The organism is Frondihabitans sp. VKM Ac-2883, from assembly GCF_015350875.1.
Classification (GTDB): Bacteria; Actinomycetota; Actinomycetes; order Actinomycetales; family Microbacteriaceae; genus Frondihabitans.
The window spans coordinates 164,662-189,252 of the sequence record NZ_JADKSF010000007.1 but is presented as its reverse complement, the minus strand read 5'-3'; the positions used below and the strand labels follow the sequence as shown (position 1 = coordinate 189,252).

24 protein-coding genes are annotated in these 24,591 nt (G+C 67.8%); 12 read left to right on the top strand and 12 right to left on the bottom strand.

Annotation, left to right across the window (positions count from 1 at the left end):
- Positions 1-184 precede the first annotated feature (184 nt).
- The 5 genes from ITJ49_RS13935 to ITJ49_RS17895 all read left to right on the top strand — a co-directional run bounded on the left by ITJ49_RS13935 (position 185) and on the right by ITJ49_RS17895 (position 8,037).
- On the top strand, positions 185-1,510 hold the full coding sequence (locus ITJ49_RS13935; RefSeq protein WP_194606208.1) for an ABC transporter substrate-binding protein: 1,326 nt from the start codon (positions 185-187) through the stop codon (positions 1,508-1,510).
- Between the two features lie 71 nt (positions 1,511-1,581).
- A complete protein-coding gene (locus tag ITJ49_RS13930) occupies positions 1,582-2,571 on the top strand; it encodes a carbohydrate ABC transporter permease (RefSeq protein WP_194606207.1) in 990 nt (329 codons plus the stop codon).
- Positions 2,568-3,485 (top strand): carbohydrate ABC transporter permease, encoded by a 918-nt coding sequence (locus ITJ49_RS13925; RefSeq protein WP_084816092.1) that lies wholly within the window; start codon positions 2,568-2,570, stop codon positions 3,483-3,485. Before ITJ49_RS13930 ends, ITJ49_RS13925 begins: the two co-directional genes overlap by 4 nt.
- 40 nt (positions 3,486-3,525) lie before the next feature.
- Positions 3,526-4,536 (top strand): LacI family DNA-binding transcriptional regulator, encoded by a 1,011-nt coding sequence (locus ITJ49_RS13920; RefSeq protein WP_370544525.1) that lies wholly within the window; start codon positions 3,526-3,528, stop codon positions 4,534-4,536.
- Between the two features lie 147 nt (positions 4,537-4,683).
- Complete coding sequence (locus ITJ49_RS17895; RefSeq protein WP_194606206.1) at positions 4,684-8,037, top strand: S8 family serine peptidase; 3,354 nt, start codon at positions 4,684-4,686, stop codon at positions 8,035-8,037.
- A gap of 36 nt (positions 8,038-8,073) precedes the next feature.
- On the opposite strand, the gene ITJ49_RS13910 is transcribed toward ITJ49_RS17895, so the two are convergent.
- From ITJ49_RS13910 to ITJ49_RS13900, 3 genes are all read right to left on the bottom strand, one after another.
- Positions 8,074-8,667, bottom strand: a complete 594-nt coding sequence (locus tag ITJ49_RS13910; protein ID WP_194606205.1) for an NTP transferase domain-containing protein — start codon at positions 8,665-8,667, stop codon at positions 8,074-8,076.
- 29 nt (positions 8,668-8,696) lie between these two features.
- Positions 8,697-9,332 (bottom strand): hypothetical protein, encoded by a 636-nt coding sequence (locus ITJ49_RS13905; protein ID WP_228514488.1) that lies wholly within the window; start codon positions 9,330-9,332, stop codon positions 8,697-8,699.
- 122 nt (positions 9,333-9,454) lie between these two features.
- Positions 9,455-9,928, bottom strand: coding sequence for a hypothetical protein (locus tag ITJ49_RS13900; protein WP_194606204.1), 474 nt, complete (start codon positions 9,926-9,928; stop codon positions 9,455-9,457).
- Between the two features lie 274 nt (positions 9,929-10,202).
- Here ITJ49_RS13900 and uraD point away from each other — a divergent pair, with 274 nt between their 5' ends.
- A complete protein-coding gene (gene uraD, locus ITJ49_RS13895; RefSeq protein ID WP_194606203.1) occupies positions 10,203-10,721 on the top strand; it encodes a 2-oxo-4-hydroxy-4-carboxy-5-ureidoimidazoline decarboxylase in 519 nt (172 codons plus the stop codon).
- Positions 10,718-11,044, top strand: a complete 327-nt coding sequence (gene uraH, locus ITJ49_RS13890) for a hydroxyisourate hydrolase (RefSeq protein ID WP_194606202.1) — start codon at positions 10,718-10,720, stop codon at positions 11,042-11,044. The genes uraD and uraH overlap by 4 nt, the downstream gene beginning before the upstream one ends.
- Before the next feature lie 312 nt (positions 11,045-11,356).
- On the opposite strand, the gene ITJ49_RS13885 is transcribed toward uraH, so the two are convergent.
- Both ITJ49_RS13885 and pucL read right to left on the bottom strand, forming a co-directional pair.
- Complete coding sequence (locus tag ITJ49_RS13885) at positions 11,357-11,842, bottom strand: nucleoside deaminase (protein ID WP_194606201.1); 486 nt, start codon at positions 11,840-11,842, stop codon at positions 11,357-11,359.
- Positions 11,839-12,732, bottom strand: coding sequence for a factor-independent urate hydroxylase (gene pucL / locus ITJ49_RS13880; RefSeq protein ID WP_194606200.1), 894 nt, complete (start codon positions 12,730-12,732; stop codon positions 11,839-11,841). Before pucL ends, ITJ49_RS13885 begins: the two co-directional genes overlap by 4 nt.
- Before the next feature lie 136 nt (positions 12,733-12,868).
- Between pucL and ITJ49_RS13875 the strand changes: the two genes are divergently transcribed.
- Complete coding sequence (locus ITJ49_RS13875; protein ID WP_194606199.1) at positions 12,869-13,084, top strand: hypothetical protein; 216 nt, start codon at positions 12,869-12,871, stop codon at positions 13,082-13,084.
- A 375-nt stretch (positions 13,085-13,459) separates the two neighbouring features.
- Here ITJ49_RS13875 and ITJ49_RS13870 read toward each other — a convergent pair whose 3' ends face one another.
- The gene (locus ITJ49_RS13870) at positions 13,460-13,807 is read right to left on the bottom strand and encodes an MmcQ/YjbR family DNA-binding protein (RefSeq protein WP_194606198.1); all 348 of its coding nucleotides are present in this window, start codon (positions 13,805-13,807) and stop codon (positions 13,460-13,462) included.
- Positions 13,808-13,843: 36 nt separating this feature from the next.
- On the opposite strand from ITJ49_RS13870, the gene ITJ49_RS13865 reads away from it, so the two are divergent.
- Positions 13,844-14,191, top strand: a complete 348-nt coding sequence (locus tag ITJ49_RS13865; RefSeq protein ID WP_194606197.1) for a LysR family transcriptional regulator — start codon at positions 13,844-13,846, stop codon at positions 14,189-14,191.
- A 40-nt stretch (positions 14,192-14,231) separates the two neighbouring features.
- Here the strand turns inward: ITJ49_RS13865 and ITJ49_RS13860 are convergent, their stop codons facing one another.
- From ITJ49_RS13860 to ITJ49_RS13850, 3 genes are read right to left on the bottom strand one after another with little or no spacing between them, the layout of a single operon-like run.
- Complete coding sequence (locus ITJ49_RS13860) at positions 14,232-15,965, bottom strand: glycosyltransferase (protein ID WP_194606196.1); 1,734 nt, start codon at positions 15,963-15,965, stop codon at positions 14,232-14,234.
- Between the two features lies 1 nt (position 15,966).
- Positions 15,967-17,163: a hypothetical protein gene (locus ITJ49_RS13855; RefSeq protein WP_194606195.1), complete on the bottom strand. Its 1,197-nt coding sequence runs from the start codon at positions 17,161-17,163 to the stop codon at positions 15,967-15,969.
- The gene (locus ITJ49_RS13850) at positions 17,160-17,621 is read right to left on the bottom strand and encodes a MarR family transcriptional regulator (RefSeq protein ID WP_194606194.1); all 462 of its coding nucleotides are present in this window, start codon (positions 17,619-17,621) and stop codon (positions 17,160-17,162) included. Before ITJ49_RS13850 ends, ITJ49_RS13855 begins: the two co-directional genes overlap by 4 nt.
- Before the next feature lie 118 nt (positions 17,622-17,739).
- On the opposite strand from ITJ49_RS13850, the gene ITJ49_RS13845 reads away from it, so the two are divergent.
- Both ITJ49_RS13845 and ITJ49_RS13840 read left to right on the top strand, forming a co-directional pair.
- The gene (locus ITJ49_RS13845) at positions 17,740-18,738 is read left to right on the top strand and encodes an alpha/beta hydrolase (RefSeq protein ID WP_194606193.1); all 999 of its coding nucleotides are present in this window, start codon (positions 17,740-17,742) and stop codon (positions 18,736-18,738) included.
- A gap of 82 nt (positions 18,739-18,820) precedes the next feature.
- A complete protein-coding gene (locus tag ITJ49_RS13840) occupies positions 18,821-20,002 on the top strand; it encodes a C40 family peptidase (RefSeq protein WP_194606192.1) in 1,182 nt (393 codons plus the stop codon).
- Between the two features lie 160 nt (positions 20,003-20,162).
- Here the strand turns inward: ITJ49_RS13840 and ITJ49_RS13835 are convergent, their stop codons facing one another.
- From ITJ49_RS13835 to ITJ49_RS13825, 3 genes are all read right to left on the bottom strand, one after another.
- Entirely contained in the window at positions 20,163-21,914 is a 1,752-nt protein-coding gene (locus tag ITJ49_RS13835; protein WP_228514487.1) for an MFS transporter, read from the bottom strand.
- A gap of 80 nt (positions 21,915-21,994) precedes the next feature.
- Positions 21,995-22,573 (bottom strand): PadR family transcriptional regulator, encoded by a 579-nt coding sequence (locus ITJ49_RS13830; RefSeq protein ID WP_194606191.1) that lies wholly within the window; start codon positions 22,571-22,573, stop codon positions 21,995-21,997.
- A gap of 95 nt (positions 22,574-22,668) precedes the next feature.
- Positions 22,669-23,022, bottom strand: coding sequence for an SdpI family protein (locus tag ITJ49_RS13825; RefSeq protein WP_194606190.1), 354 nt, complete (start codon positions 23,020-23,022; stop codon positions 22,669-22,671).
- 53 nt (positions 23,023-23,075) lie between these two features.
- Between ITJ49_RS13825 and ITJ49_RS13820 the strand changes: the two genes are divergently transcribed.
- A complete protein-coding gene (locus ITJ49_RS13820; RefSeq protein ID WP_194606189.1) occupies positions 23,076-24,590 on the top strand; it encodes a cryptochrome/photolyase family protein in 1,515 nt (504 codons plus the stop codon).
- The last annotated feature ends 1 nt before the right edge of the window (position 24,591 follow it).

The following is a 24,591-nucleotide window of genomic DNA, read 5'->3' as shown; positions in this document are numbered from 1 at the left end:
CCGGCTGGAACTGTTACCGGTTACGGAACTGTAACCGGTGACAGAGTCGAGTATCACCGCAAAAGACGGGCTTGACAAGCCGGTGTGAGCGTGACGTACTGTAACCGCTAACAGTCACAGGGCCCGGCACCGGGCGTGCACAGCAGCCGACGCGAAGACGCTCGGCACTCAACGAGGAGGAACAATGCGCAGAACCATTCGCGCTGCAATCGGAGCGGGCGTCCTGGCCGCAGCTCTGGTCATGACCGGCTGCTCGAGCAGCGGATCGTCGAGCAGCAACGACGGCAGTCTCGGCACCGCCGACAAGCCGGTGAAGCTGACCTTCTGGGGATGGGCCCCCAACATGGACAAGGTCGTCGACACCTGGAACTCCACCCACAAGAACATCCAGGTCACCTACGTCAAGACCGACGCGGGCGACCCCGCCGTCACCAAGCTGCTGACAGCCATCAAGGCAGGATCCGGGGCTCCCGACCTCATGCAGGCCGAGTACCAGAAGATCCCGACCCTCGTGTCGGCCGACGCCATCATCGACATCAAGAAAGACGTCTCCGATGCGACGACGTCGAAGTTCTCGGACGGCGTCCTGTCGTCGGTGACCCTAGGATCCGACGCGCTGTACGGGATCCCGCAGGATTCCGGCCCCATGATGTTCTACTACCGCGCTGACATCTTCAAGAAGCTGGGGCTCTCCGTGCCCACCACCTGGGCGGAATACGCCGACGCCGCGAAGAAGGTGCACGAGGCCGACCCGAAGAACTACCTCGGCACGTTCTCGTCCGCCGACGCCGGTGAATTCGCCGGTCTCACGCAGCAGGCCGGCGCCTCCTGGTGGGGCTCCGACAAAGACTCCTGGTCGGTCGACATCGACTCGGCGGCCACCAAGAAGGTCGCGTCGTTCTGGGGTGGACTCGTCGAGGACGGCGTGATCGACAACCAGCCGCAGTACACGCCCGAATGGAACAAGGGCCTCGCCGCCGGCACGCAGGTCGGTTGGGTCAGCGCCGTGTGGGCGCCCGGCGTCCTCGCCGGCAACGCACCGAAGACCGCCGGCAAGTGGAAGATGGCGCCGCTCCCGCAGTGGACCGCGGGCGAGCAGGCCACCGGCAACTGGGGAGGCTCGGCTGTCGCGGTCACCTCGCAGTCGAAGAACGTCAAGGCCGCCGTGCAGTTCAACACCTGGCTCAACACGAGCAAGACCGCTGTCAGCCAGATGGTGACCGACGGCGGGCTGTACCCGGCCGACACGGTCGACTCGAAAGAGGCCCTCGCCACCGGCAACGGCTTCTTCAAGAACCAGCCCGATTTCTACACCCAGGCCGCCAAGATCGCCGAGACCGTGAAGCCCTTCACCTACGGACCGAACGTGAACGTCGCCTACTCGGCATTCAACGACCAGTTCGGCAAGGCAGCCCAGGCCAAGAGCCAGCAGGCGTTCCTCGACGCGGCCGCGCAGATGCAGAAGATCACTGTGGCCGACCTCAAGAATTCCGGCTTCACCGTCAAATAGCAGCGTCCACTCCTCAGGGGCGGGCCCGAAGTCAGGGTCCGCCCCGCTCCCTTCCCCCAGGAGGACTAGAAATGACCACCACCGTCGACGTCGACCAGACCGCCCCCGGGCGCGATCGGGCGGCGAAGCCGTCCGCGCCGGCCCCCCGGGCCACCCGCCGTCGCCGTTTCAATCCGACCCCGTACGCGATGCTCGCCCCCGCGGCCATCCTCTTTCTCGTCTTCATGGCGGCGCCGATCGTCTACACGCTGATCCTCAGCCTGCAGAAGACCGAGGTGCAGGGTCTCGGACTCGGATCCGGCGCTCGAAAGACGGTTTTTGCGGGCCTCTCGAACTACGCCGCGGCGTTCTCCGACCCCGACTTCCTCGCCAGCGCGGGCCGAGTGGGCCTGTACGGCTTGATCCTGGTGCCGGCCATGCTGGTCCTCGCGCTCGTCTTCGCGCTGCTCCTCGACTCCAAGCGCACCCGGCTCGCCGGCTACTCGCGCGTGGTCATCTTCCTGCCCTACGCCGTCCCCGCCGTCATCTCGAGCCTGCTCTGGGGATTCCTTTACCTGCCGAGCGTCAGCCCCTTCGTCGACCTGGCGAACGCGCTCAACCTGCCGTCGCCCGACGTCCTCTCGCAGGGAACCGTCATCTTCGCCATCGCCAACATCGCCCTCTGGGGCGGCGTCGGCTTCAACATGGTCGTGATGTACACGGCACTGAAGGCGATTCCGACCGACCTGTATGAGGCCGCTCGCCTCGACGGGGCAAGTGAGATTCGCGTCGCCCTCGCCATCAAGATCCCGATCATCTTGCCGTCGCTCATCATGACGGCGATCTTCTCCCTGATCGCGACCCTCCAGGTCTTCGCCGAGCCGACCACGCTGAAGCCGCTCACCAACTCGATCTCGAGCACCTACACCCCGCTCATGAAGGTCTACCGCGACGCCTTCGTCCGCAACGACGTCAACTCGGCCTCGGCGACGTCGATCATCATCGCCGTCACGATCTTCGCGCTCTCGTTCGTCTTCCTCCGGGTCGTCCAGCGCCGCGCCTTCCAGGAGGAGAACTCATGAGCACCGTCACCAAGCCCCTCTCCTCGCGCTCCTCGATGGGTCGCCCGCCGTTGGCCAAGAATCGATCGGGCCGGATCGGCGCGAACGACAAGACCAGCTACACGTCGACGATCATCCTGCTGCTCGGCGCGCTCTACTGCCTCCTGCCGCTCGCGTGGGTGCTGATGGCGTCGACCAAGTCGGGCGGCGACCTGTTCACCAGCAACACCTTCGTGCCTTCGGGTCACCTGTTCGACAACATCGTCGAGCTCACCCAGTACCGGGGCGGCCTCTACTGGCGTTGGATGCTCAACACGGCCCTCTACGCCGGAGTCGGCGCGTTCCTCTCGGCGGCGGTCTCGGCCTTCGCCGGTTTCGCCCTCGCGAAGTACACCTTCAAGGGCAAGCAGGCCACGTTCATGGTGCTGCTGGCCGGCGTGCTGGTGCCCGGCGTGATCCTGGCGATCCCGCAGTACTTCCTGCTCGCGCAGGTCGGCCTCACCAACACCTACTGGGCCGTGCTGCTGCCGCAGATCATCAGCCCGTACGGCATCTACCTGGCCCGCATCTACGCGGGTGCCTCGGTGCCGAACGAGATCATCGAGGCCGGTCGCACCGACGGGGCGAGCGATCTCCGCATCTTCCTGCGGCTCGCGGTGCCGATGATGGCGCCCGGACTCGTGACGGTGTTCCTCTTCCAGTTCGTGGGCATCTGGAACAACTTCATGCTGCCGTACATCATGCTCGGCGACGACCGCCTCTATCCGATCACCGTGGGGCTCAACGGTCTGCTCAACCAGGGCTCGACCGTCCCGGCGCTGTACTCGCTGGTGATCACCGGAGCGCTGCTCTCGATCATCCCGCTCGTCGTGTTGTTCCTCGTCCTCCAACGGTTCTGGAAGGTCGATCTCGGTGCCGGAGCCGTCAAGTCCTGATCCCGTGGTCTCGGCGATCGACCGCAATAGACTGCGAATCGTGACCGAGACCGCCAGGCGACCGACGATCCGCGACGTCGCGTCGGTCGCCGGGGTCTCGAGCGGCACCGTCTCGCGGGTGCTGAACGGGCGCAATTGGGTGAGCCCCGAGTCGAAGGCCGCCGTGCAGGCCGCCATCAAGAAGACGGGCTACCGCGTCAACGGTGCGGCGCGGAGCCTGGCGATGAGCCGGTCGAACACGATCGCCTTTCTGCTGACCGAGACCCAGGCGGTTCTCTTCGAGGATCCGAACTTCGCGGCTCTCGTGCGGGGAACTTCCGCCGAACTCGGCAAGCGCGACATCTCGTTCGTCTTGATCATGGCGGGCGACGAGGCCGAGCAGAACCGGGCTCTGAACTACGTGGCGGCCGGCCACGTCGACGGCGTGCTCCTCGCCTTCACCTCCGCCCACGGCAACCCGCTCGTCGAGCGCCTCATCCAGGCGAACGTGCCGATGGTCTCGGCGGGTCAACCCCTCGGCTTCGAGGGCGAGCTCGGTGTCGTGGCGGCCGACGACCTCCAGGGCGCCATCGCGATGACGAAGCATCTGCAGAGTCGCGGTCGCACGCGCCTGGCGACGGTCGCCGGCCCGCGCGACACCCCCGGTGGGCGGGCCCGGCTCGAGGGCTACCGCCGTACCCTCGGCGACGACTTCGACTCGGCTCTCGTGCGGCACGGTGACTACACGCGCGATAGCGGCGTGGCGGCGATGCAGTCGCTTCTCGAGGCCGACCCGACGATCGACGCGGTCTTCGCCGCGAACGACGCGATGGCCGCGGGTGCGATCGACGCGCTGCTGCGGGCGGGGCGCCGCGTTCCCGAGGACGTCGCAGTCGGCGGCTTCGACGACTCAGCGTTCGCGACCTCGACCCACCCAGCGCTGACGACGATGCGTCAGCCCTTCGATCGCATCAGCGCCGAGATGGTCCGGGTCCTCCTCGACATCATCGACGGCGCCGGCACCTCGACGATGATGCTGCCCACCGAGCTCGTCGTTCGCCAGTCGACCTGATCCGCAGTTCTGGTGGCATAATCTCGCCCCCCGCTCGCGGCTAGACAGATCCGTCTGGCAAAACCCGCGTGTTTTGTTGTGAAGTCACTTTGAGTCTGGCAGGCTCACTCCAACTCGACCGTGATTCACCTTCTCCAAAGGAACTACGTGCGCCCATCTCGCCGGTCCGTCGGAACGCTCTGCGTCGTCGCCGCCGCCACCATCGCCCTCGTCTCCACCCCTCTCACCGTCGCCTCTGCGGCACCGGCGAATCCCCTCGGTTCCGCCTCGAAGACCGCCGATCTGCTCAAGCTCAGCTCGCCGCTCCGCGAGGCCAAAGGATCCGTCGCCGCCTTCATTCGCGTATCGGGCACCGGCGCGCTGAGCGTCGACGCCTCGGCCAAGGGCGGCAAGCTCACTGGGCGACCCCAGTCGACCGCTGCGAAGAACCGCGTGAGCGCCATCCGCCAGAACGCGGCGGCCGTCACGAAGGCGCTCGCCGCCCAGGGCCCGAAGGTCACGACGCTCTACACGACCGAGTACACCGTTCCCGGTGTGGCCGTCATCGCCGACGCCGGCTCGCTCGCTACCATCGCCGCCCGCTCCGACGTCGTGAGCATCACGCCCATCGCGCCGAAGACCATTCCCACCCCCGTCGCGACGAAGGGGGAGGCTTCGCCGCTGAACTCGACGTCCGACGTCTACACCCGCGCCGTCCAGGCCTGGCAGCAGACCGGGCACACCGGCACCGGCGTCAACATCGCGGTCATCGACACCGGCCTCGACTACACGCACGCCGACTTCGGGGGCCCCGGAACGACGGCCGCCTACGACGAGGCTCTCTCTTCGACGGGAGCGCCGGATCCTGCGCTCTTCGACTCGGCGAAGTTCCTCGGCGGCACCGACTTCGCCGGCCCGACGTACGACGCTGACCCGTCGTCGCAGGCCTACGACCCGGTCCCCAACCCTGACGCCAACCCTATCGACGGGCGCGGGGGCGGACACGGATCCCACGTGGCCGGCACTGCGGCCGGCTTCGGCCTCGATTCCGACAAGAAGACCTTCACGGGTGACTACACGAAGCTCACCGAAGACGAGGTCAAGACCATGTCGATCGGTCCAGGCACCGCGCCCGACGCCGGTCTCTACTCGCTCAAGGTGTTCGGAGACGGCGGCGGCTCGACCGACCTCACCGGCGCAGCCCTCGACTGGGTCGGCCAGGCGCTGACCGAGGGCAAAGACATCAACGTGATCAACCTCTCGCTCGGGTCCGACTACTCGAACCCGGACGACCCCGACAACGCCAAGATCGACTCCCTCGTCGCTCGCGGTGTGCTGCCCGTGATCGCCAGCGGCAACGCCGGCGACTTCACCGACATCGGCGGCAGCCCGGGAGACGCGGAGAACGCCCTCACCGTCGCCGCGGCCACGACCGGCGCCGCCGTCTTCGACGGTGTGGACGTCACCGCTCCGTCGTCGATCGCCGGCACGATTCGTGCGCAGTACTCGATCTCGTACACGAAGCCTCTGGCCCTGACCGACGGCGTCGTCACCCTCCCCAGCGCGGCCAACGCTGCCGGCTGTGACCCGTACACGGCCGCCGACGCGGCCAAGGTCAAGGGCAAGGTCGTTCTTCTGAAGTGGACCGACACCGCCCTCGAGTGTGGTTCGGTCAAGCGTTTCGACAACGCCACCGCGGCCGGCGCCATCGGCGTGCTGCTCGGTGGCTCGGTGAACGTCTTCGACTCCGGCATCAGCGGCAACGCCGTCATCCCCGGAGCCGAGATCACCAAGGACGCCTACGCGAAGCTCCTCCCGGCCGTCACCGCCGCCGAGGCCGGGGGCACCCCCGTCACGGTCTCGTTCAAAGACTCGCTGCGGCTCTTCGACCAGGCGATCGACTCGGCGCTCACCGACACCCTCGCGACCTTCTCGTCGCGCGGCGTGCACGGCTCCTACTCGAACATCATCAAGCCCGACGTCGCCGCCCCCGGTGTCAACGTCGTCTCGGTGAGGTCCGGTACGGGCACCGACCGCGAGGCCGAAAGCGGCACCTCGATGGCCACCCCCGACACGGCCGGCATCGCCGCGCTGACGTTCGAGGCGCACGACGGCTGGAGCGCCCTCCAGGTCAAGCAGGCGGTCATGAACACGGCCACCCACGATCTGAAGAACGCCGCTGGAACCCTGTACTCGACCCTGAGCCAGGGAACCGGCCGGATCGACGCGCTCCAGGCGGTCACCAACCAGGTGACGGTCACCTCGACGCAGAACGCCGGTCTCGTGTCGGCGTCGTTCGGGGTCGTGCCCGTCTCGGCCGCGAAGACCGCGACCCGCACTCTGACGCTGCACAACTCCGGCAACACCTCGCAGACGTTCACGACGTCGTACAGCAGCCGGATCACGCAGCCGGGTGTGAGCTTCACTCTCTCGGCACCGAAGGTCGTCGTCCCCGCTCGCGGTGACGCCACCGTCACGCTGACGATGAAGATCGACCCGTCGAAGCTGCGCAAGGTGATCGACCCGACGCAGGCCGCCACGACAAAGGTCAGCGGGGTCGACTTCGTCCGCGAGTTCGTCGCAGCCGCCTCCGGCTATGTGAAGTTCGACTCGGCCGATCGGGCCAAGTCGGGCCTTCGCCTATCGGTGTTCGCCGCTCCCAAGCCGGTCTCGGCCAACACCGCGACCAGCCCCGTCTTCGCGAAGTCGACGAGCACCCAGGCGACGCTGAAGATCTCGGGTACGACGCTCAACCAGGGAACGGGATCGCAGGCCTACCTGGGCCTCGCCGCCCCGTTCGTGCTGGGAGCGAACAGTGCGAAGCTGACCTTCCCCACGGGAAGCCCGAAGCAGAGCCTCGCCGGCGCCGACATCCTCGCGGTCGGAGCATCGAGCAATGCGCCGAACCTCTCCGACAAGAACAAGGGGATCGTCTCGTTCGGTATCAAGACCGCCGGCCCGATCGCGAACCCTGGTCTGGACGGAGCCCCGGAGGTCTTCATCGACACCAACCGCGACGGCACGGACGACTTCGTGACATACGTGACGAAGTCGGCCTCGGTCGACGCGACGTTCGTGGCCACCGACAACCTGTCCACGAACGAGACGGTCGACCTCCAGCCCTACAACGCGAACTACCTCGATAAAGACGTGAACACGTTCGACAGCTCCGTGGCAGTCCTCCCGGTCTCCCTCGCCGCCCTCGGCTACACGACGAAGTCGAAGTCGACCGCGTTCAACTATCACGTCGCGACGTTCTCGAACTACGCGCCGGGCCTTGCCGAGACCGACAGCACCGTGGTCGACAGCACCCACTCCGCCAGCTTCGATGCGCTCAAGCCGTCGCTCTGGTTCTCGCAGAAGAAGGCCGATGACCTCGGTGGAGTTCTGCTGCGCGACCAGTCGCCGGGCATCGCGGTGCACCGCACCAAGGCGAGCACGAAGCAGATCCTGCTGCTCCACCTGCACAACGCGGTGGCCAAGCAGGCCCAGACGGTGACGGTGACCACCAAGAAGAAGTAGCGGCGGCCGACTGACGCCGGGCGGGCCCGGAATCCCTCAGGGGGTTCCGGGCCCGTCGTCTGTCTGGGGCCGGTCGACGTCGTCGCCGGTGGCGAGGTCGCCGCACTCCACCTCGAGGACGCCGTGACGCGCGAGGTAGGGCCGGGCGCCGCGATCACCGCTGAGCTCGGATGCGAGGGCTTCCCAGTGGTCACGGCCGATCAGCACCGGGTGGCCCGGGCGACCGCCGAAGACGGCCTGCCGGAGAACGGCGCGGGCATCGAGCCCGTCGGCGTCGGCCGAAACGCGAAGGCCGACACTCGCGGGCAGCCCGGGGAGGTCGACCAGCGTGACGAGCGCTGCGTCGGCGTCACTCGCCGCGGCGGCATCGAGCCCCGCCCGCAGGCTGGCGGCCATCCCCGACGCCCAGTCACGAGCGACCACCACGTGCACGCCGGGTGGCACGAGGCCGTGCGCCTCATCGGACGAGGATCCGAGGACCACCGTGACCGAGGAGGATCCTGCGCTGGTCAGCATCGCGCAGGCCTCCGCCAGCCATGGTGTGCCGTCGGGGTGGCGCATCAGCGCCTTTGCCCGCCCCATTCGCGTTCCGGCGCCTGCGGCGAGGACGATGCCGTGCAGGGTGGCCATGGCTCCAGTGTTGCAGGCATCAGAGCGCCTCAGGCGAGGACGACTTGATCGCGGACGATCTCGATGGTCGCGGCGTCGACGCCGACGAGATGCAATGGCGGACGGGCGAGGACGAGGCCATACGCGGAACGGACCCTGGCGGATTCTGCACGTGTGAGGCCGTGGCCGATGCGGTCTGCACGGGTGACGAGAGAGGCGAGGATTGAGAGGTCGTTGAGATGACGATCACTGATCGCGCCTTCACCAATGAGCATCGCAGACGACTTGGCGACGATGGCTCCTTGCAGTGTGGGGCGGAGGACGCGACCCACGACGCCTTCCACCTCTGCCTCGATCACTTCGGATCGGTCGAGCGCACCCTGCCCGCCCGGTGCTGAGATGGTCCGGCCGCCGGTCACTCCGACCCGGTTGTCGGCTCTCTCGCCCAGGAAGCGCGGGATGAGCACGTCGATCTGCGCCTTTCCCCTCAGCCAGCGGTGCTGGACGCCCCTAGCGCCCTCGATGATGGACGGATCTTCTCCTGCGGACTCGAACCCGAGGCGATTGAGGGTCGCAGTGAAGTCGTACAGCATCTTCGGCTGGGCCCGAATGTCGAGGACGGTGTCGGCGTCTTGTGTGGGTCGTGGTGGGGCGGCCCCTCGCTCCCAGCACAAAGAGTGAACCATTTACAAAGAGTGAACCATTTGGCCGCCGACGAGTGCCCAGTGCTTCGGGTGCGCCTCGTAGACCTGGAACAGCGCGTGCCATGCCTCGGCCTGCGCGCTCGTCATGGCTGGTGCCCGAATAGTCACGCGTCGACCTCGTGGAAGAGCTCGGCGACGCGGGAGCGCTCTCGGACACCCTCATGATGTGCGAGATCGACCAGGAGAAGCCCGAGGGGTAGAGGCGAGGGCGGCTTCTCGTCGGAGACGTGCAGGAAAACGTTGGGCTGCTGGGAGGGGCGGAGCAGGTACTCGCGGCGGATCGCGTCGACGTCTGCCTTGGCGACGCGGGCTTCGAGCTGACCTGCGCCGGCGATTTCGGCCCGCGGATCACTGAAGCCGGATTTGACCAGGCGGTCGTCCTCGGAGAGATCGTCGAGGTCGCTGGGGGCGACCTGAAGTCTCAGGGGTGCGCTGTCGGGTACCCACGCACTCAGGATGCGGTCGGGGTGCGGACTGTGAACGAGCTCGCTCAGGTAGCGGCGAAGCCGGGCGCGTTCAGAGGCGGACAGGCCCTCCGTGGCATCTCCGGAGAGGACGGCGAGGAGGTTTGCCCGCATACGGTCTGCAAGGGGGCGACTGGCTGCCGGTCGGTGGGCGGAGGCTTGGTCGACAAGCCAGAGACGTCCTACCTGTCGTGCTGGGATTGAGCCCTGCTCGATGAGCGCGCGGACACGTCGAGGTGAAATGCCCTCTCGCATCGCGAAGTCGGCGACACTCTCCTCAGGCATAGACACAAAGGTACCGCCGCCGGTACGGATCTGTATAGATGCAGGACGGAAGCGTCAATCGACCCGGGCGCCCGCGGCGAGGACGATGCCATGCAGGGTGGCCATGGCTACAGTTGACCACACCATGATCGACGTCTCCGAAGCCGACCTCACCGCAGCCCTGCACGTCTCCCGCTTCGTTCGTGAGGTCGCGGCCGCATCGCCCTACGCCGACTGGCCTGCTCTCCGCGACGCCGCGCACGCGTCCGCCACCCCGCTCAGTCCGGCCGAGATCGACGAGGCGATGGAGTCGCACCCGCGCATCGGCGACAAGCCGACCGGGGCCGACGCCGCCGCCCAATTCAGCCGACGCGAACAGCAGGCTGTCGACGTCGACGACCAGCACCTGCTGAAGGCCCTTGCCGAGGGCAACGCGACCTACGAGGCGCGCTTCGACCGCGTGTTCCTGATCCGGGCTGCCGGGCGCAGCCGCGCCGAGCTCGTCGACGAGCTCGACCGCCGACTCAAACTCGACGACGACACGGAGCTGTCGATCGTCGGGCAGGAGCTGCGCGACATCGCCGTCCTCCGTCTCGAATCGGTCTACGCCGACGACGCAGCCTCGACAGAACCCCGCGCATGAGCCACGTCACGACGCACGTGCTCGACTCGTCGGTGGGGCGCCCGGCGGTCGGTGTGGCAGTCGAACTGCAGGATCCTTCGGGCCTGGTTCTCGCGACCGGCACCACGAATGCCGATGGGCGCGTCGCTTCACTCGGCCCCGACCGGCTCGCGGCCGGCGCGTACCGGCTGGTGTTCGCGACCGGCGCCTACTTCGCGGCTTTGGGCACCCCGACGTTCTACCCGCGAGTCACACTCGACTTCGATCTCGCCGACGTCGAGGCGCACTATCACGTGCCCCTGCTGCTGAGCCCGTTCGCCTATTCCACGTACCGCGGCAGCTGAGCCGGATTTATGGGTGCGACGCGGGTCACGGTGCCGGACCTCGGACAAGCCTCGGTCGCCCGTCACTGCGACCCGCGCCGCGCCGTACTTTCGGGTGCGACGCGGGTCACGGTGCCGGACCTCGGACAAGCCTCGGTCGCCCGGCACTGCGACCCGCGCCGCGCCGTACCTCGGGGCGCGACGCCGCACGCAGCCGCGAATTTGAGAGCGATCCGCACCGCGAGTCACACCCGTTACTGCCGAAACGCGTCGGCACGCAAAAACCACTCGCAAATTGGCCCCGAGTGGAGCGAAGCGGGCTAGAGCTGACAGCTAGTAGTCGGTCCGGCCCTCTTTGGCCAGCCAGTCGTCGAACGGAGCCGACGCGTCGTCCGGGCGCACCGAGTCGATCGGCAGATCCCACTCCGACCGGGGAGTGGCGAACAACTCGTAGAACGCGAGGTCGTCGAACCCACCGCGAGCGGCGTCGTACCTGTCGGCCGCGAACACGACGCGGTCGAGCCGGGCCCAGAGCGAGGCCGATAGGCACAGCGGGCATGGCTCGCACGACGTATACAGCGTGGCGCCCGCCAACGAGAAGTCGCCCACGGCCTGACAGGCGGCACGGATCGCGACGACCTCGGCGTGCGCGGTCGGATCGAAGTCGCGAGTCACCCGGTTCTGGCCGGTCGCGATCACCTCGCCGCCACGCACGATGACGGCGCCGAACGGACCGCCACCCTCGGCGACGTTCTGCTGGGCGAGCGCGATGGCCTGAGCGAGGTATCCCGGATCCTGAAGTGTGTTCACTGCGTTCACGCTAGACCAGCGGAGGCGCGCCAGGCGTCGTTCGCCGGCGGAGCGTCATCGCGCAGGAGGGTCGCCTCGATCAGCCCGTAGGCACGATCGGAGGCGAAGAAGACCTCGCCGCGGTTCTCGATGCCGAAGCGACCGAGGTCGTAGTCGAAGTGGTGCTTGTTCGGCGCCTTCAGTCGCACCTCGGCGATAAAGGGGAAGGCCTCCATCACGGCCGTGCCCATGTGCCAGAGCGTCTGCTGCAGGGCCAGCGACTGCAGGGTCGCGAACTCTTTGACCATGAGCGCCTTGATCTCGGGGTAGACGGCGTTCCAGTCGACGTCGACCGAGGTGAAGCGCCACTTCGCATCAAGGGCGGTCGCCATCACGCGGTCGTGGGTCTCGGGCAGGGTGGTGAACTCGTCCGAGAGGAAGCCGGCGAACTCCGAACCCGTGCTCTTCAGCAGCACCAGATCTTTCAGCCCGCCGATCACGTACTCGCCCGTGGCGTCGACCGTGATCGCGGCGGTCCGCACTTCCTGCCCTTTGCGCAGCCAGGTGTGGTCGTGCTCGGTGCCGTCGACGAGCGCTCGCTCCCAGGCGAACTCCTCGATCTCGATGCGCGCGCCCTCGACGGGGTCGGTCTCGTTCACGAAGTGGCGTGCGAGTTCGAGACCGTACTGCTCGATCGCCTCGACGCCTTTCGTCTTCGCGAAGGCGTACGCCGTGTTCTTCTGAGTGTCGGTGGGCAGCACGTTCGACTGGTCGCCCGACAGGTACGCCTCGGCGAACGGACCCCGCAGAGCCGTCGTGACATTGAGGTCGTGGATCTCGTGCCGAGCAGTGTCGCGGACGATGCGCACGACGCGCGACTCCGCTTTTCCGTACTGGTTGTCTCCGAGGATAATCGCCATGATGTTGATTCTGTCAACATCGTGTGACAGGGATGTTTCACCGCCGTTCCGGGCAATGACGCGGATCGAGCCGGGGTCGCGCTGCTACAGCGCTCAGGATCCCTCGTGGCCGGTTCCGATCCGCTAGCGTCGACGCGTGGCATCGAAAGCACAGCGAGCAGCGCAACGTCGCGAAGAAGAGCGCCTTCTCGAGGAGGAGCGCACGATGCGTCGTCGACTCCTCTTCATCGTGCTCGGCGCCGTCGCGACCGTCGCAGTCGTCGTGGTCATCTTCGTCAGCACGATTCACGCGAGCGACAACGCTCCGGTGCCGAGTATGTCGCCGAGCCCGTCGTCGAGCGCGACTCCGTAGAGCGCTACTCCGTAGAGCTCTGGGCTGGGCGCGGCCTGCGGCCTGCGGCCTGCGTCGCTTCCTCAGGATCCGGCGGGTGCGACCGGGCTCAGGGGAGGCGGCCCTTCGAAAAGCATCATTGACTTCAGGGTCAATTGAGTCACCGAGGTGGTGCCCCACCGCGCACTCAATTGACTCCAGGGTCAATCAGGAAAAACGAGAGGTGCCTTCCCGGCAACCGGCAACCGGCAACCGGCAACCGGCAACCGGCATTCGGCGTCCGGCGTCCGGCACCCGGCCCTCGGCGCCCCAACCCGGGCCCGGGCCCCGGCACCCGAAACCGGGCCGTGCCCCGACCCCTGAGCTAGGCCCGCGCCAAAGACTGGCCCAGACGCATCACGCCACCGGCCGCCGCACCCGAGGCAACGCCTGCACCACGAGCCGGTACGACTCGGCGATCAGATCCGCCACGAGGTCGTCGGGCAGGGCGCCGTCGAGCTCGACCGTGATCCAGTGCCGCTTGTTCATGTGGTGGCCCGGCGTGATCTCGTCGTGGTCGCGCACCAGCACGAGGGCGTCCTCCGGATCAACCTTCAGCGTGATCGACCCCCGATCGCCGACGAGCGGCGACAGGGCGAAGACCTTGCCGCGCACCTTGTAGACCGCCGTCTCGAAACCGAACGGGTGCGTCAGCTCCGCCGACGGCAGATTGGCGCAGAGGTCGTATGCCGCCTGGTCGTCCATGCGTCGATCCTGCCGCACCGACGGTAAGTTGTGCAGGTGAAGATCAGCCAGCTGCGCCATTTCGTCGTCGCGGCCGAGGAGCTGCACTTTCCCCGAGCGGCTCAGCGGCTCGACATCTCGCGCCAGAAACTCAACTCGTCGCTCGCCGCGATCGAGGCCGAATACGGCAAGACGCTCTTCGACCGCACCGACCCCGAACCGCGACTGACGCGGGCCGGTCAGGCGGCGCTCGCCGACGCCTACGAGGAGCTCGCCAAGCCGTCGACCCCGCCTCCGCCCGAGCCGAAGCCGGCAGGCGGCAAAGCGAAGGCATCGAAGGGTGTCGGACGCGGCAAGGTGCTCAAGGGCGAGCCCAAGCCCTTCAAGAAGCGTCAAGGGCGTTGACGCGGATCCTTGTCGCGCCGCGTGCGCACCAGGGCGAACGCTACGACGTCTGCTGCGTCAGACCGTGCTCGGTCTTCTCCCAGTAGTGCGGGCGGGTCAGCAGCTGCCAAAGCCCCTTGTACGCGGCGAGCGAGTGCAGGATCCAGTACATCGGGTTCAAAAGTGACCACAGGATCAGGTTGAACGTTCCGCGTTTGAAGGGCCCCATCATTGACAGGTACACCATGATCCCGTTGCCGATGAGGAAGTTGAACAGGCAGATCCAGAGCACCCAGACCGGGAACACCGACGAGATGACCGTGCTCGGGATCGCCAGCGAGGCCGCGGTCAGCAGGTAGAACGGGATCACTCCGAGGAACGTTGCCGGTGTGCCCCCGATCAGCAGGGCGAAGGCGAGGAACCGGACGATACCGACCTCGCGGATGAGGGCCACGGGCCGCCTCGCGTGCACGAGCGTGGTCTGCATGTAGCCCTTGATCCACCTCGATCTCTGGCGGATGAAGTTCGGAATGGAGGTGTTCGCCTCCTCCATCGTCGTGGAGTTGATCACGCCGACGCGGTAGCCGATGGCGGAGGCTCGAATGCCGAGGTCGGCGTCTTCGGTCACGTTGTAGGGATCCCAGCCGCCGAGTTCGATGAGCGCCTCGGTGCGGAAGTGGTTCGACGTGCCGCCGAGGGGGATCGGGAGGTTCGAACGGTCGAGGCCCGCGAGCATGTAGTCGAACCAGTACGAGTACTCGAGCGTGAACATGCGGGTGAGGGCGTTCTCGGTGGCGTTGAAGTAGTTGAGCGCCGCCTGCACGCACACGGTGTCGTCGCCGCCACGGTCGAACGCGATCAGGGCCTTCTTGAGCTGATCGGGATCGGGGGTGTCTTCGGCGTCGTAGATGACGAGGTAGCTACCCGAGGCGAGGAAGAGGCCGACGTTGCACGCGCGGGGCTTCGTCTGCGGGTGCCCCTTCGGCACGGTGACGATGTGGAAGTGCGCCGGTGGCTCGGCCTTTTCGATGGCCTGGCGCGTTTCGAGGTCTTCCTCCTCGATCAGGATGAGTACCTCGAGCTTGTGCACCGGATAGTCGAGTCCGCCGAGGTTGTCGATCAGCTGCGCGACGATGTTCGCCTCGTGGAAGACGGGCACCAAGACCGTGTAGACCGGCAGGTCGTCGTCCGAGAGCTCGGCGACCTCGGTGTCGGTGATGCGCTCCACGACGTCGAACTGCGCGCCCTGCAGAGACACGAAGAACTTGAAGGCGGTTCCGGCGAGGAACACCAGGCTCACCGTCGCGAGCACGCCGATGGCCGTCTCGCGCGGCCACAGCAGGGCCAGCACGACCAGCGCGAGGCCGAAGACGAGGCCCGAGATCTTCTGGCTTCTCGAGAACACGATCCGGCCCGAGAGCTCGGGGTTGCGGAGGAACAGAGCGTTCGCGGCGTCATCGGCGACTTTGTCACCGAAGACTTTGAGGGCGATGCTCTTGAGCTCCCACGGCCCCACGCGCGTGAAGACGACCGGCTCGTCGAACTCCTCGCTGAGGGCGTCGGCGAGGGCGGCGTCGTTGAACCTCTCGGTGGAGGCGATCAGGAGGGTGCCGTCGGCAAGCCGGCGCAGGGGCAGCCAGTCTTCGGTGATGTAGCGCTGCCCGGATCCTCGTCGAACCAGGTCGAGGTCGATCGAGTGCGCCCAGGCGGGATCGAGCGACAGGGGGCGGCCGGCGCGGTGCCGACCGGCGCCCGGCTCGGAGACCAGAGGGGTCGAGGTCGTCGTGGCGTCCATGTCAGTTCCATCCGAGCGCGTGCGTGAGGGAGCCCATCCAGTCGAGCACGACCGGACGGTTGTAGGCGGCCGCCCAGGCGATGATGATCTGGGCCCCCGCGACGATGGTGATCAGGGTGGTCGCCCGCCTCGTGGTGGCGGCGGGCAGGATCGCGATGCCCATCATGGTCATGATCAGGAACGTGTTGCCGGCCGCGTTCAGCGGGATGAGGTCGAACACGTAGCCGAAGATCAGCGCGACGAAGAGGAACGTCGAGATGAGGATCGCGCCGGGCCGTCGGACGAGCAGCGCCAGGGCCCAGCCGGACAGCATCGGAGCGAGGATCAGAAAGCCGTTCAGGGTTGTGACGAGTTGCGGGAAGAGCGCCCAGCGAGTCGGGTCGTAGGTGAACTGGGTCGTCAGCACGGCGAAGGGGCGGTGGAGGAACACCAGCTGGAGGAAGAACACCGTCACGAAGGTCGACAGGGTGGGGAAGAGAATCACGAGGATGTTGGAGGCGCGCGCTCCGCGCTGACCTCGCCGCGCGAGCGTCAGCAGGGGCGCGGTGACGCCGGCGACCGCGATGTAGACGAGGCCGCTGGTGCTGCTCAGGGCGCTCACCATGAAGAGCAGCCCGGCCCGGAAGCCCGCCTGGGTGTTGCGGTTCACGATGAAGCGGAACATGTTGATCGCGCCCACCCCGAAGAACGCGATGCCGAGGAAAGCCTCGAAGTTCGTGGTGACCGTGTAGGCGAAGAGGGGATTGACTGCGAGGGCGATGAAGAACGCGGTCGCCTTGATCCGAGGGAACCGGCGCTGGTGCATCACCTCGATCATCTGTTGCAGGAACGGCCCTGCCACGACGGCGCCGGCGATACCGAGACCGAGCGTTCCGCCGGGGATGAGCGAGGCCAATACCGTGCCGATCGGCGGGTAGAGGCTGCCGACCCACGACACATCGGCGCGGGTCCAGTCGATCTGCTCGACCCGGGCCAGGAGATCCTGGTTGACGGTCGTGCCCGAGGTGAGTCCGCTGGAGAAATGCTCGATCAGCGCGATGACGACGAAGGGCGCGGCCAGCGCGAGTCGCAGCAACCAGCGGTTCGAGGCTTTGCGGGGGAAGGCGTCGAGGCGGACGCGGGGCTGGCGGGGCGCGACGCGGGGAAGGGCGGTCGACTCTCTGTGTGCGGGGGCCGCCCCGGTCGGCAGGACGGTCATCGCGTCGCCTCGACCGGTATGGCTGCGCTCAGGTCGTCGAACACCCGCGTCAGGCGGCCGACGTCATCGCGATCGACAACGGTGCTGAACAGCACGCGGTAGCGCTCCCAGATGTCGTCGACGACTTCTCCGCCGTCCGCCGTCAGGGAGACCAGCAGGCTGCGCCGATCAGCGGGGTTCGGTCGTCGCGCGAGGTAGCCGGCCTTCTCAAGGCGGTCGGCGAGGAACGTGATCGTGCTGGGGATCTGGCAGAGGAGCTGCCCGAGCCGGGTCAGAGTCATCTCGCCGTGAACGCGCAGAGTCAGCAGGGCTCGAAGCTCGACGGCGCCGACCCCGTGCTCGAGGATCAGCTGCGAGGTCATGCGCTCGTTCTGACCCTGAAAGCGCTGGAACGCGCCCAACAGGTGGTGCACGCTCGTCTCGTCGGGAGCCTCGGCTGCGCTCTGGGTGGTGATCACATCTACTCCCGGTGTTTCTCCGGTCTGAACTTCAGAGGCCGGATAGTCCAAGGGTAAAAATTCTCACCGTCCGTGCCAAGCCCCCAAGGGAGGGGTGTAGACGGGTCAGACTGGAGCGATGCGCACCCCCACCGCCCTCCTCGGCCTGGCCGCCCTCGCCGCAAGCGCCGTCGTCACGAGTGAACTGATCACGCCCCGCCCGGTGGTGGCCGCGATCCGGTGGCTCTTCGACCGCGGCACCCGATCGTGCGTGCGTGAGATGGAGCAGTACTCGACCGCGGGCCCGGTGACAGAGCGGCCTGGTATTCGTTACGGCAGGATCCGAGACGACCTCCGGTACGACCTCTACCGCCCTCTCGGCGAGGTGCGCCCCCGCCCGACCATCGTGTGGATCCACGGCGGCGCCTGGGTCTCGGGGTCGCGGGCCGACGTTCGCCCCTACGTCCGCGACCTGGCCTTCGAGGGCTACACGACGGTGGCGGTCGACTACACGGTCGGCCCCGACGCTCACTACCCCACGCCGCTCCGCCAGATCGACGACGCCCTCCGGCACCTCCTCTCGAACGCCGCCGAGCTCGGCGTCGATCCCGACCGGATCGTGCTCGCCGGTGACTCGGCCGGTGCGCAGCTGGCCAGCCAGCTCGCCGCCGCCGCGACGAACCCCGCCTACGCCGCGCGGATGGGCTTCGAACCGAGCCTCCGCCCCGAGCAGCTCGCAGCGACGATCCTGCACTGCGGCATCTACGACCTCGAGGCCGTGGCCGAACTGCGGGGCATCATGGCATGGGGGTTCCACAAGGCACTGTGGGCCTACACCGGCACCCGTCGCTGGACGCGCTCGCCGCGCGCGGCGGGCCTCTCGACGCTCCCCGCTCTCACCTCCGCCTTTCCGCCCTCGTTCGTGTCGGGCGGCGACGCGGATCCCCTCACCAGGATGCAGTCGATCCCGTTCGCCGATCGCCTCGACGAGCTGGGAGTGCCGGTCGCTCGGCTCCTCTGGCAGGACGGGCGCCGACCCGGTCTGCCGCACCAGTACCAGTTCCACGCGCACCTGCCCGAGGCCCGCGAAGCCTACGAGGCGACCGTGAAGTTTCTGAGCGCGACCCTCAACCCCTAGTTGAACCGGATATCGCGAGAAGACCACGACCCTAGGAATGGAGGTTGATCCGGCCCCAAAATCCCCCCTAGGGTGGATGCCGATGACAACGACAGACCTCGCCTCCGTTGAGCCGCTAACCCGCCGCTCCGGTCGTCGAGCGGCTCCTGTCGTCTCCCAGAGCCGCGACCTTCCCCGAGTTGCAGGCGCTTCCGAGCTCACCGGCGTATCCGCCCCGGTGCTCGACACGGTCATCAGCCCGCGCCGCGCCGCGCGAGCGGCCCGCGAGGCCGCCGCTGCGGCCGAGCTCGCCTCCGGTGCTGCCTCGTCGGGCGCCCCCGCGGCTGCGCCCACCTCGCCCGTTGTTGCGCCCATGGCCACCCGGGTTGCGACCGAGGCACCCGTCGTCGAGTCGCCGGCCGTGTCGGATCCTGCGCTTTCTGCCCCGACCTCGTCGACCACCGGTTCGTTCGGCGGGCTCGCGGCGAGCATCCCCGGGCACGTGCACGGGCGTCGGCAGACGTTCGTCTCCGCTCCTGCCGCTCCCCGCCGCCGCACCGCCCCGCAGACCGCTGCGGTGCGCCCGGCCGCAGTCGCTCGCACCCGTCGCGGCAGTGTCGCCACGACCGCTCGACGCGTCGGTCTGCTCACGATCGTCTGCGGCATCGTCGCGACCAGCATCATCCCGGCGCTCGACGCCACGCAGAGCCAGGCATTCGCCGCGGGCACGGGTACGGGCGCCGCATCGGTTGCGTCGGGTAGCCAGCAGTACGCCGTCTCGAGCAGCGTGACCACCACCGTCGGAGCCCGCGACGGCTACGGCGCCACCTCGGTCGTCGACTACGAGAAGACCGCGATCTCGGCCCGCGAAGCCCTGGGGGTCACCGACTACACCGGGCCCTCCGCCGCCGAGTACCTGGCCAAGCCGCTCTACGATCACCTCGATCGCGCCGAGGTCTTCCAGGTCGCCCTGCAGTACCTCGGCACTCCCTACGTGCACGGCGGCGGCGACCCCTCCGCCTTCGACTGCTCCGGCCTCATCATGTTCGTCTACGCGCAGTTCGGCATCGATCTGCCGCACTACGTGCCCACGCAAGACGCCATGGGCACGACGATCTCGCAGAGCGAGGCCGTTCCCGGCGATCTGGTCGTCTTCGACAACGAAGAGCACGACGGTATTTACGCGGGCAATGGAATGATCCTCGACGCGCCGAAGCCCGGTGGCTTCGTGACCGTCCGTCCCATCTGGGATCAAGCGCACCACTTCGTGCGCATCGCCGGCTAGGTCCGTCGACAGGCGAATTCGGCCGTGCTTGCCTATTTCGTGGCCTGGCTGACCTCGATCGCAGGCTGACGGCCCGACGTCTCGCCCCAGCGCACGAGAGTGCAGAAAACGGCCCCCGAGCAAGACTCGGGGGCCGTTTTGTGCACTTTCGCCGGGCGGGTTAGGCCTTCGGCTCGGCGTCGGGCTCGACGTCGGCCGCATGCGAGCCGTGCGTCGTCGCGGGCGCCGCGGCATGGGCCCCATGCCCGGCGTGGACGGGCTCGGCCGGGTGCTCGGGATCGGCCGCGTGGGCGCCGTGCGCGCTAGCACTGCCGCGCGCGTCAGCACGGCCAGCCTCGCCAGCGCTGCCGGCGTTGCCAGCCGCGTCGGCACCCGGCTTGTCGCCAGTACCAGCACCAGCACCGGCCCCGGGCTTCCCGCCGGCCGGAGCTCCGCCCAATCCGACGCGCTTCGGCAGCGCGAACACCAGCACGAACGCAGCCACGGCGAAGATCGCGCTGACCATCATCGCGTGCGCCGACGCGGTGGTGAACCCGGCTGCGAACTCGGCACCGGCGTTGGGCCCCGGCTTCGGGGTGACGATGCCACCGAACAACACCGAGCCGATGATGGCGATGCCGACGGCGGAGCCGATGCGTTGGATGGCCGCGATCACGGCCGAGCCGGATCCTGCGTCTTTGCGGTCCACCGTCGCGACGATGAACTGGGCGTTCGGGGCGATGAACAGCCCGTTGCCGATACCGGCGATGGCGAGCGGCGCGAGGAGCATCCAGTGCGAGAGGTCGGTGCCGGTGACGTTCAGCAGCAGAAGCCAGATCCAGATGAGGCCGATCGCGACGAGGGCCGTTCCTACGATGAGGACGGTGCGACCGAGGCGCTGCGAGAGACGGTTGCTCTGCGAGGATCCGAGGATCGACCCGACCGCGAAGGGGATCGTAACGGCGCCGGACGCGAGCGCCGAGTGCTGGAGGCCGGTCTGCCAGAGCAGCGAGATCGTGAAGAAGATGCTAGTGAAGGCCGCGAAGTAGACCAGCGCGAGGATCAGCCCGCCGGTGAACTGGGGGTGCTTGAACAGCGACGGCGGCACGAGAGGCGAGCCGTCGCGGCGGGCGACCCGGACCTCCCAGAGGCCGAATAGAGCGAGGAGTACGACGCCGCCGGCGAGGGTGAGGTAGGTCCAGAGCGGCCAGCCGGCGTCCTGGCCCTGGATGAGCGGCACGAGGAGGGCGACGAGGGCGGCCGAGACGAGGATCACGCCGAACCAGTCGAGACCGGCCGGAGGGCGCGGGGCGCTCTTGTCGCGCTTCGGCAGCCAGATGGCCGCGAAGATCAGGGTCGCTGCGCCGATGGGCAGGTTGACGTAGAAGACAGTCCGCCAGCCATCGGTGTCGCCGAACGCCTGGATCAGCAGACCTCCGACGATCGGGCCGAGCGCCGAAGAGACGCCGATGACGCTGCCCATGATCGCGAAGGCTTTACCGCGAGACTGCGGCGGAAACAGGATCTGGATGAACGCGGTCACGGCGGGAACGTAGATGCCGCCGGCGAGCCCTTGGATCACGCGGAAGACGACGAGCTGCTCATCGGTCTGCGCGATTCCACAGGCGAACGACGCGACGGTGAAGAGAGCGATGCCGGTGAAGAACACCCACTTGTGGCCGATCCGGTCGCCGATGCGGCCGGCCGGGATCAGCGCGAGACCGAACGCGAGCGCGTAGCCCGAGATGATCCACGAGATCGTCGACTCCGAGGCGTCGAGCGAGGTGCGAATGGTGGGGAGCGCGACGTTGACGATGGTCGTATCGAGCAGGGCGATGAACATGCCCATGAGGAGGACGACGAGGGATCGCCACGCCGTCTTCGAAATGGGCGGTGCGCTGGGCTTCGAAGCCGCTGCGGTCGCGGTGGTCATGATCGGGCCTTTCGTGCCGCGGTCCGGTAGGGGTCTGAGCGGCCGGTACTGGTGCGGGGGTTGCGGGGTGTGGGGAGGGGTTATGCGGTGGCGCGGTCGGGCTCGACCCGCGCGCGTTCGTCGTCGACGATTGCCGGAAGATGCTTCTGCAGTTTGTGGAGCCAGTCGATCTCCGAGCGGAGCCGGTGCTCACCGTGGGCGATCACGAACTCCTCGCCGACCGTGAGCCACTGCCGGGCCCGCTCGTTGTTCGCGACGGTCTCGTCGAGCAGGCGCTCGTACGCGTCGACGCGCTCCTGGATCGTACGCGGCAGTTCGTCGAGGCGCTCACGGTCGAGCCGGGCGAGTGCCAGGTCGAACGGGTCGGGCTTCGGCGAGACCTCGAGAAGGGTCGACCGGTGCAACGTGGCGAGGACGTCACGGCCCCGGTCGGTGATGGCGTAGACCTGGCGCTCGGGGAAGTTGCCTTCGCGCTCGGTCCGCACCTCGGTCAGCAGCCCGTCGGCCGCCAGCCGCTTGAGGGCGCCGTAGAGTGCCCCGACGCTGATGTCGGTCCACAGCGCGATGCGCTCCTGCTCGGCCTGCAGGCGGAGCTGGTGCCCGTGCATCTCTCCGTAGCGCGCGAACGCGTCGAGGATGAACAGGCGGATGGAAGACACGCGACTACTCTCGCGTGACTAGTGCTCCTTGTCAAGCCACGCGAAACCTCAGAATCGACGTCCGCGGCTACCTGAAACCCGTCGAATTCGAGGTCTCACACCTCGTCGACGTACTCGGCAGCGACCGTGTCGAGCGCCGCACGGTTGCCGCGGATCACACCCCATGCCGCGAACACCAGGAAGAGCACGATCACCGCGACGACGAAGAGCTCGGGCGTCGCGGGCCGCAGCAACAGCACGACGCCGCCCGCGGCCATGATGACGCCGCCGATCGTCACCGGCAGCAGCGCGGCGTGGTGCCCGGCCTGCCAGGCGCTCTCGGAGGCCATGAAGTAGCGGTAGCGGATGCCGGCGATGCTGTTGATCGGCAGCAGCCCGCCGGTCGCGGCAACGGTTACGCCGACGATCAGGAGGGCGGCGACGAAGAGGACGATAGCGGCGACGATCACCCGCCAAGCCTAGAGCCGGTACGAGACGACAGTGGGCGGGTACTGTCCACCGCATGCCCGAGCACGACGCGCCTCCGGAGGCCCCCACCCGCTGGCTCTTCACAGGCCAACTCGGCTCGCTGTTCGACGACGGCGGCCGGATCCTTCTGATCGAAGCGAAGTCGCTGATCTCGGGCCGTCCGATCCACCGGGCCAAGGCGCACCTGCTGCTCTCCGCGATGCGGCACCGCGCCCGCGAGCTCGGCGATCGCTGCGAGTACCACCGCGTCGACAGCTACGACGAGGCGTTGGCCGCGCGCACCGAGGCGGGCTTCGACAACGCCGACCTCGAGGTGATCGACCCGACCTCGTACGCGGCGAGGCGCTTCGTGCGGAACGTGGGGTGCAGGATCCTGGTCTCCCGCGGCTTCGTCACCGACGAAAGCGTCTTCCGAGAGTGGGCGGATGCACGCAAGCCGGGCACCAGGATCCTGTTGGAAGATTTCTATCGGACCGTGCGGGAGCGCACCGGGCTGCTGATGGAAGGCGACCAGCCCGTCGGCGGGCAGTGGAACTACGACCACGACAACCGGGCCGCTCCGCCGAAGAATGCCGTCACGCTGGGTCTGCCCGATCCGTGGTGGCCGACCGAAGACGGCATCGACGACGAGGTGCGAAGCGACCTCGACCGCTGGCAGGCCGAGGGGAGCGTGACGCTGGTCGGTGCCGACGGGCCGCGCCGGTTCGCGGTCACCGAGGCGGAGGCGACCCTCGCGCTCGATGACTTCGTCGAGTCGCGGCTCGGCGACTTCGGGCCGTTCGAAGACGCCACGTTGACCGGCGACTGGACGATGGCGCACTCGCTGCTGAGTGCGCCGCTCAACCTGGGGCTGCTTGATCCGCGAGCCGTCGTCGAGCGGGTCGCAGCCGAGCACGCGAACGGCAATGCCCCGCTCGCGAGCGTCGAGGGGTTCGTGCGGCAGGTCGCCGGCTGGCGCGACTACGTGTGGCACCTCTACTGGTATCTCGGCGAGGGCTACACCGCCGGCAACAACGCACTCGAGGCGCACGAGCCGCTGCCGGAGGCGTTCACCACGCTCACCCCGGACGCGATCGAGGCGAACTGCCTGCACCACGCCATCGACGGGGTGCGGGAGCACGGCTGGGCGCATCACATCCAGCGACTCATGGTGCTCGGCAACTGGGCCCTGCAGCGCGGCTACGACCCGAAGGCGCTCAACGACTGGTTCGTCGACATGTTCGTCGACGGCACGCCCTGGGTGATGCCGGCCAACGTCGTGGGCATGTCGCAGCACGCCGACGGCGGCATCGTCGCGACGAAGCCGTATGCCTCGGGTGGCGCGTACATCAACCGGATGACGGACTACTGCGGCGGCTGTCGGTTCTCGCCGAAGAAGCGGCTGGGCGACGATGCGTGCCCGTTCACGGCCGGGTACTGGGCCTTCCTCGATCGGAACCAAGCGCGGTTGTCAATGAACCATCGCATGGCTCAGCCGTTGGCCGGGCTGCGGGGGCTCGCCGACCGCGAGGCCGTCGTGGCGCAGGAGCGGGAGCGGCCGCCGCTCTAGG

Excerpts from the sequence above, each read along its gene's own strand:
- ITJ49_RS13935 (WP_194606208.1), top strand. The coding sequence starts at position 185 with ATGCGCAGAACCATTCGCGCTGCAATCGGAGCGGGCGTCCTGGCCGCA.
- ITJ49_RS13930 (WP_194606207.1), top strand. The coding sequence starts at position 1,582 with ATGACCACCACCGTCGACGTCGACCAGACCGCCCCCGGGCGCGATCGG.
- ITJ49_RS13925 (WP_084816092.1), top strand. The coding sequence starts at position 2,568 with ATGAGCACCGTCACCAAGCCCCTCTCCTCGCGCTCCTCGATGGGTCGC.
- ITJ49_RS13910 (WP_194606205.1), bottom strand. The coding sequence starts at position 8,667 with ATGGCCACCCTGCACGGCATCGTCCTCGCCGCAGGCGCCGGAACGCGA.
- ITJ49_RS13905 (WP_228514488.1), bottom strand. The coding sequence starts at position 9,332 with ATGGTTCACTCTTTGTGCTGGGAGCGAGGGGCCGCCCCACCACGACCC.
- ITJ49_RS13900 (WP_194606204.1), bottom strand. The coding sequence starts at position 9,928 with ATGCGGGCAAACCTCCTCGCCGTCCTCTCCGGAGATGCCACGGAGGGC.
- uraD (WP_194606203.1), top strand. The coding sequence starts at position 10,203 with ATGGCTACAGTTGACCACACCATGATCGACGTCTCCGAAGCCGACCTC.
- uraH (WP_194606202.1), top strand. The coding sequence starts at position 10,718 with ATGAGCCACGTCACGACGCACGTGCTCGACTCGTCGGTGGGGCGCCCG.
- pucL (WP_194606200.1), bottom strand. The coding sequence starts at position 12,732 with ATGGCGATTATCCTCGGAGACAACCAGTACGGAAAAGCGGAGTCGCGC.
- ITJ49_RS13870 (WP_194606198.1), bottom strand. The coding sequence starts at position 13,807 with ATGGACGACCAGGCGGCATACGACCTCTGCGCCAATCTGCCGTCGGCG.
- ITJ49_RS13860 (WP_194606196.1), bottom strand. The coding sequence starts at position 15,965 with ATGGACGCCACGACGACCTCGACCCCTCTGGTCTCCGAGCCGGGCGCC.
- ITJ49_RS13855 (WP_194606195.1), bottom strand. The coding sequence starts at position 17,163 with ATGACCGTCCTGCCGACCGGGGCGGCCCCCGCACACAGAGAGTCGACC.
- ITJ49_RS13845 (WP_194606193.1), top strand. The coding sequence starts at position 17,740 with ATGCGCACCCCCACCGCCCTCCTCGGCCTGGCCGCCCTCGCCGCAAGC.
- ITJ49_RS13840 (WP_194606192.1), top strand. The coding sequence starts at position 18,821 with ATGACAACGACAGACCTCGCCTCCGTTGAGCCGCTAACCCGCCGCTCC.
- ITJ49_RS13835 (WP_228514487.1), bottom strand. The coding sequence starts at position 21,914 with ATGACCACCGCGACCGCAGCGGCTTCGAAGCCCAGCGCACCGCCCATT.
- ITJ49_RS13820 (WP_194606189.1), top strand. The coding sequence starts at position 23,076 with ATGCCCGAGCACGACGCGCCTCCGGAGGCCCCCACCCGCTGGCTCTTC.